Below are 234 nucleotides of genomic sequence, written 5' to 3'. Positions count from 1 at the left end.
CAGTCAACAACAGACATTGGATCGTTTGTTGTTTTTTCTGAAGTCATTAGCTGTTGGCGAAGTGCAGCAGCACGGCGAGGTACACGTAGTGGGCCAGGCAGGATACCTTCAGTATTCATACCGCGATCCATACACTCACGCATTGTTTTCCAAATGTTTGCGAAGTAAGTACGAGACTCTTCGTCAGAGTGGAAAGCTGCTTGGTTTTTCATAACCAGTGTGCTGATAGAAAGG

At 46.2% G+C, this 234-nt stretch carries 1 protein-coding gene; it reads right to left on the bottom strand.

Annotated features, from left to right (window positions below; all coding sequences use genetic code 11):
• A partial coding sequence (locus A3712_RS16805; protein WP_197465856.1) for an L-serine ammonia-lyase, iron-sulfur-dependent, subunit alpha occupies nucleotides 1–234 on the bottom strand: 234 nt, incomplete at both ends.

This window comes from Vibrio sp. HI00D65 (genome assembly GCF_001635455.1).
Taxonomy (GTDB): domain Bacteria; phylum Pseudomonadota; class Gammaproteobacteria; order Enterobacterales; family Vibrionaceae; genus Vibrio.
The sequence above is the reverse complement of the archived record's forward strand: the minus strand, read 5'-3'. Positions and strand labels throughout refer to the sequence as shown.